This window comes from Micrococcus sp. HMSC31B01, from assembly GCF_001816085.1.
GTDB lineage: Bacteria > Actinomycetota > Actinomycetes > Actinomycetales > Micrococcaceae > Micrococcus > Micrococcus luteus.
On sequence record NZ_KV825153.1, the window covers coordinates 1 to 5740 of the forward strand.

Below are 5740 nucleotides of genomic sequence, written 5' to 3' on the forward strand. Positions count from 1 at the left end.
CGGAGGAGCCGGGCACGGCGGCGCCGCGCGCCTCGAGGTCGGCCGACGACGCCGCGTGCGAGCCCTGCCCGCCGGCGGTCACGTCGTTCTGGTTCTTCTTGCCGAACATGGATCGGCCTTTCTTGTCGTTCGCGCTCATCGCTGACCGTCCTCGTCCGCGTCGGAGATCCGTGCGGATCCGCCGGCCGCCTCCACGGGGGCCTCGATCCGGCCGGCCGTCGGGGCCGCGGCCAGACCGCCCGCCGTCGTCGCACCGGCCTCGGTGGCGGCCGCGCGGCGGCCGAAGAAGCGGGGCCTGCGGTGGGCGCCCGCACCCTGGCGCGGGTCGAAGGCGTCGCGCAGGCCGTCACCGAGGAAGTTCACGGACAGGGCGATCGCCAGGATGATCATGCCGGGCCACCAGAACAGCCACGGACGGGTGGTGAACGCGTTCTGATAGTCGGAGATGAGCAGGCCCAGAGACGAGTCCGGCGCCTTCACGCCGAAGCCGAGGAAGGACAGCGAGGTCTCCAGCAGCACCGCGCCCGCGATCGCGAACGTCGCGTTCACGACGATCACGCCGATCGTGTTGGGCAGCAGGTGCTTGAAGATCAGGCGGCCCGGCTTGGCGCCCATGGCGACGGCGGCCGCCACGAACTCCTTCTCGCGCAGGGACAGGACCTCGCCGCGCACGAGGCGGGCCAGGGACGTCCAGGACACGAGGCCGAGCACCACCGCGAGCGGGAGGATGCCCATCTTCATGCCGCTGGCCATCTGGCCGAGCACCGCGGCGAGCACGAGCAGCGGGATGACGATGATCAGGTCGGTCAGGCGCATCAGCACGGAGTCGACCCAGCCGCCGAAGTACCCGGACACGGCGCCGACGATCGCGCCGATCACGGTGGAGAGCAGGCCCACGATGGCCGCGATGATCATGGACTGCTGGGTCCCGCGCATCACGAGGGCGAAGTAGTCCTTGCCCGTGGTGTCCTGGCCGAAGGGGTGCTCGCCCCAGCGGAGGCCCTCGCCCCCGAAGGCCTGCGGCACGACCGACAGCGTCGGGCGACCGCCGTTCACCACGGAGGCCGCGGCCGTGTAGGACTTGTCCCACCAGCCGGGGATGCCGGCGAAGCCGATGGAGGAGAACGCCATCAGCGTGATGAAGACCAGCACGATCAGGGAGATCATCGCCGCCCTGTGGCGGAAGAACCGCTTGCGGACCAGGGCGCCCTGGGAGTAGGACTTCCCGGCCTTGGCGCGGAGCTTGGCGTCCTCCGCCTCCGCAAGGTCGAAGATCTGCTTCTCGTCGAGCTGCGCGCCCGTCATCGAGGAGTTGTTGGTGGTCATCTGGCTCACACTCGAATCCGGGGGTCGAGGACGGCGTAGAGCACGTCCGCCACGAGGTTCATCAGCACGGCGGCGGTGCCCGTCACGAGGAAGAACGCCATCACGGGCATGGGGTCCACGTCGCGCAGGCCGGTGGCGAACAGCTCGCCCATCCCCTTCCAGCCGAACACCTGCTCCGTGATCACGGCGCCGCCGATCAGGCCGGCGAAGTCGAAGGCCATGATCGTGGTGATGGGGATCAGGGAGTTGCGGAACGCATGCTTCAGGATCACCTGGCGCTCCGGCAGGCCCTTGGCGCGCGCGGTGCGGATGTAGTCCTGGCGCGAGACCTCGAGCATGGAAGAGCGCGTGTACCGCGAGTACGTGGCCACCGAGATGATGGTCAGCAGGATGGTGGGCAGCAGAAGCTGCGCACCGCGGTCCAGGAACACCACCCAGAAGTGGGCGTCCAGGTTCGGGGTGCCCGAGCCGATCGTGGAGATCGGGCGCGGCTTGACCTTCAGGAAGGTCGGCCAGTAGTTCATCAGGTGTTCCGCCACGATCGCCACGCCCATGATCAGGGCGGTCACCAGCGAGGCAGACACGGCCGAGCCCTTGGAGAAGCCGCCGAGCAGCCGGCCCACCAGGATGGCCACCAGCACGAGGATGACGCCGAGGCCGGCCAGCAGCAGTGCGGACGGCGTCCGCCACAGCAGGCCGTAGGTGGCGTAGTAGGCGACGAGGCCGATCGCGACCGTGACCAGAGCGGCCTTGAGGACCGACCGGTTGCGCAGACCGGAGATCACCGCGGTGGCGCCGACGGCGGCGGCCAGGCCGATGACCAGCTGCACGACCGGGCCCATCTGCGGATGCCGCCAGAAGTCGACGGCGAACAGCACCCAGCCGGCGAGGAGGATGAACGCGGCGGTGGCGCCGAACGTGAAGGCGCGCCGCCTGAGGTCGCCCGCCATGACGGCCTGCAGGACCAGGCCCGCGAGGACGGCGACCCCGATGAGGAGGGGCCAGTTCAGCTCGGGGCTGCGGATCCAGTCGTTGAACCGGATCCCCATGTACTCCTTCAGGAGCACGGCCGCCCAGAACACGGGCAGCGAGAAGAAGAGGAAGATCAGGAACGTGACCACGTAGTCGAGGCCGGAGTACTGGCGGATCGCGGTGACGATGCCGATCGCGATGCCGATGATGATCGCCAGGACGGTCGCGAGCACCACGAGGCGCAGCGTGGAGGCCGCGGCGTTGCTCAGCAGGTCGGCGACGGACTGGCCGTTTCGGCTGAGGCCGAGGTCGCACTGACCGGTGACGCAGCCGCCGATGCCCTGGAGCCAGTCCCAGTACCGGGCGTACCAGGGCTGGTCCAGCCCCATGAACGCGGTGCGGGCGGCGATGAGGGTCTCGCGGTTGGGGTTCTGTGACTCTCGCAGGTCCTGGAGGGGGTCACCCGAGTGGGCCACGAGGAAGAAGAGCAGGATCGACGCGCCGAACAGCACCAGGAGGGAGCTGCCGAGGCGCTTGAGGATGAATTTCAGCACAACAGGGGGTGACCTTCCGTGCGCGTGCAAGGGAAAGGGAGGGGTGCGGGTTCGCCGCGGTTCACGGCCAGAGCCCGGCCGGTGCCCGGCCGGGCTCTGTCCTCGATCCCGACGCCGGCGGTCCGCGGGAGGCGGACCGCCGGGTCAGAGGTCAGCGGGGTGTCACTCCTGGACGCGGACCCACTGCTCCACGTTCCACAGCGCACCCGACTGGGCGGCGGTGTCGCGCACGTTGGCGACGTCGGCCTTGTGGCCGACCAGACCCGGGTGAGCGTACAGCGGGATGGCCTGGAAGTCCTCCCACAGCAGCTTCTCGATGGTCTTGACCTGCTCCAGCTGCTCGTTCTCGTCCAGCGAGGTGGCGAGCTTGTCCCAGGCCGCGTCCACCTCGGGGTTGTTGTAGCTCTGCTGGTTCTGGGCGCCGTCCGACTGGTAGATGTTCGCGCCGGAGGCCTTCTGGCCCGAGCCGGCCCAGGCGAAGAGGGCGGCGTCGTAGTCACCGGCCGGCATGACCTCCTTGAAGAACACCGGCGAGTTGGCGTCCTGCACGTCGAAGCCGGCCTGGTCGCAGGAGCTCTTGATGAGCGCGACGGTCTCGGTGCGACGCTGGTTGCCGGCCTGGTAGCCGAGGCGGACCGTGGGCTTGGAGACGCCCGACTTCTCGACGAGCTCCTTGGCCTTCTCGATGTTCGGCTGGTCCATCTCCTTCGGGTAGGCCGCGTCCACGACCTCCTGGTACTTGTCCTGGAAGGGGAAGACCTCGCGCAGGTTCATGACCTGGGCGTCCGCGTAGATCGGCTTGATCAGGTTGTCCACGATCTGCTGGCGGGGCAGGCAGAGGGCGAAGGCCTCGCGCAGCTCCGGGGAGTCCGCGAAGACCGAGCCCTCGCCGCGGTTGTAGTCCACGTGCTCCCAGGTCAGCTGGTCACCGGTCTGGACGTTGACGTCCTCGCCGAGGCCCTCGAGCTGCTGGAGGGTGTCCACGGTGGCCTGCGGCTCGATGACGTCGAGGTCGCCGTTCTGCAGGGCCTGCACGTGGGTCTTCGGGTCGGCGAAGCGGAGGACGAGCTCCTTGGTGGCCGCCGGGGTGCCCCAGTACTCGGGGTTGGCCTCAAGGGTGATGGACTGGCCGGCCTGCCAGCCGCCGTCCTTGAACTTGTAGGGGCCCATGGAGGGCACCAGCGAGGCGTCCGGCAGCTCGCCGGGGCTGAAGTCCCAGCCGTCGTTCCAGAACTCGGCCGCCGGGGTGAGCGCCTCGACGTCCTTCTCCTTCGCGGCGGTGACGAGCTCCTCGAAGCTCATGCCCGCCTCCTTGGCGACGATGTGCGCCGGCAGCGCGGTGCTGATGAGGATCTCCCAGTCCGCGTAGGGCTCCGGGTAGGTGACGGTGAACTCCTTGCCGTCGGCCTCGCCCTCGGGCGCCTCCGGGATGTACTTGCCCTGCTCGAAGGAGATCGAGTCGAACAGCGGGGTCTCGGCACCCTCGGCCTTGATCGTGTCGTTGTTCGCGGCCCAGTGGACGATGAAGTCGCCCGCGGTGACGGGGGTGCCGTCGGACCACTTGGCGTCGTCGCTGATGGTGTACTTCACGGTCAGCGGGTCGTCCGAGGTCTTCTCGTACGTGCCGAAGTCCTTGTCCGGGATGATCGAGCCGTCGGTGCCGAAGTACCAGAAGGACGAGAACATGCGGTCCGCGACGGCCGAGTTGTACGTGGTGTACGTGTTCGACTGCAGGCCGTTGTAGGACAGGAAGTCGTCGGCGCCCACCGAGTACGCGATGGAGCCGTCCTGGGTCTTGACGTCGCCCAGGTCGGCCTTCCCCGGCCCGGAGGCCTCGGCGGTGAGCTTCTGACCCTTGTCCCCTTCGATGACGTTGCCGGCGCCCGAGTCGCCGCCCTGGCTGGCGCCGGAGGCGCTGTTGCTGCTGGAGTCGCCTGCATTGCCGCCGCCCGGGGCGCACGCGGAGAGGATGAGGGCCGAGCCGGCGGCCAGGGCCGCGGCAGCGGAGAGCTTCGTGTACTTCATGGAAGGTGCTTCCGTTCATGAGAGGTGCAAGGACGTCGCGCGCCCGCATCCCTGTGGGGACCTGGTGGTGCGAGACGACCCCCGGGCCGTTCCGTCGAGACGGGACGTTCCGTGAGATGGAGCACACTGTAGCGGGAACATTCAGGTTCGCGAAAGTCCGAATCTGGATCCGTCCCGTCCGTGGCGCCGGCGCGGTCAGCGACGACGGTCCGCCAGCAGAGTCCGCACGGCCCACGCCCCGCCCATGCCATGGACGCCGGCGCCCGGCGGGGTGGAGGCGGAGGCCAGATACAGCCCGGTCCGACCCGCCCGGTGCGGCCGGGGCGACGCGGTGGGGCGCAGGAGCGCGCGCGCTCCCGCGAGCGATCCCCCCGCGATGTCACCGCCCACGAGGTTCGGGTTCCACGCCTCCAGATCGGCCGGGCGCATCGCGACCGCGGCCCCGATCCGGTCCCGGAAGCCGGGTGCGTGCCGCTCCACCTCCGCCTCGATCAGCGGACGGACGTCGCCGGGGTGGCCGTGGGGCACATGGGCGTAGGACCAGACGACCGTGTGCCCCCGGGCGGGCCCGGTGGCCCGTGAGGGGTCCGCCGCCTGCTGCTGACAGAGCATGACGAAGGGCCGCGTCGGCATCCGGCCGGCCGCGACGTCGTCCTCGGCCCGCCGGATCTCGGCGGCGGTCCCGCCCAGGTGCACCGTCCCCGCGCCCGCGAGCCGGGCGTCGCGCCACGGGATCGGCCCGTCGAGCAGGAAGTCGACCTTGGACACGGACGGCCCGGGGCGCCACCGGCGCAGGGCCGCGGCGTATCGCGGCGGCAGGCCCGTGCCGGCGACGCGCAGCACCTGGCGCGGGGTCAGGTCCA

3 protein-coding genes and 1 pseudogene are annotated in these 5740 nt (G+C 70.0%); all 4 read right to left on the bottom strand.

Translation table 11 applies throughout. The features are described from left to right. Positions 1–135: 135 nt before the first annotated feature. On the bottom strand, positions 136–1326 hold the full coding sequence (locus HMPREF3105_RS07010) for an ABC transporter permease (protein ID WP_070709048.1): 1191 nt from the start codon (positions 1324–1326) through the stop codon (positions 136–138). A gap of 5 nt (positions 1327–1331) precedes the next feature. Continuing rightward, entirely contained in the window at positions 1332–2852 is a 1521-nt protein-coding gene (locus tag HMPREF3105_RS07015) for an ABC transporter permease (RefSeq protein WP_036339165.1), read from the bottom strand. Positions 2853–3014: 162 nt separating this feature from the next. Continuing rightward, complete coding sequence (locus HMPREF3105_RS07020) at positions 3015–4877, bottom strand: ABC transporter family substrate-binding protein (RefSeq protein WP_036339161.1); 1863 nt, start codon at positions 4875–4877, stop codon at positions 3015–3017. 195 nt (positions 4878–5072) lie between these two features. Further along, positions 5073–5740 (bottom strand): annotated as a pseudogene (locus HMPREF3105_RS07025) (NAD(P)/FAD-dependent oxidoreductase); the annotation flags it as partial.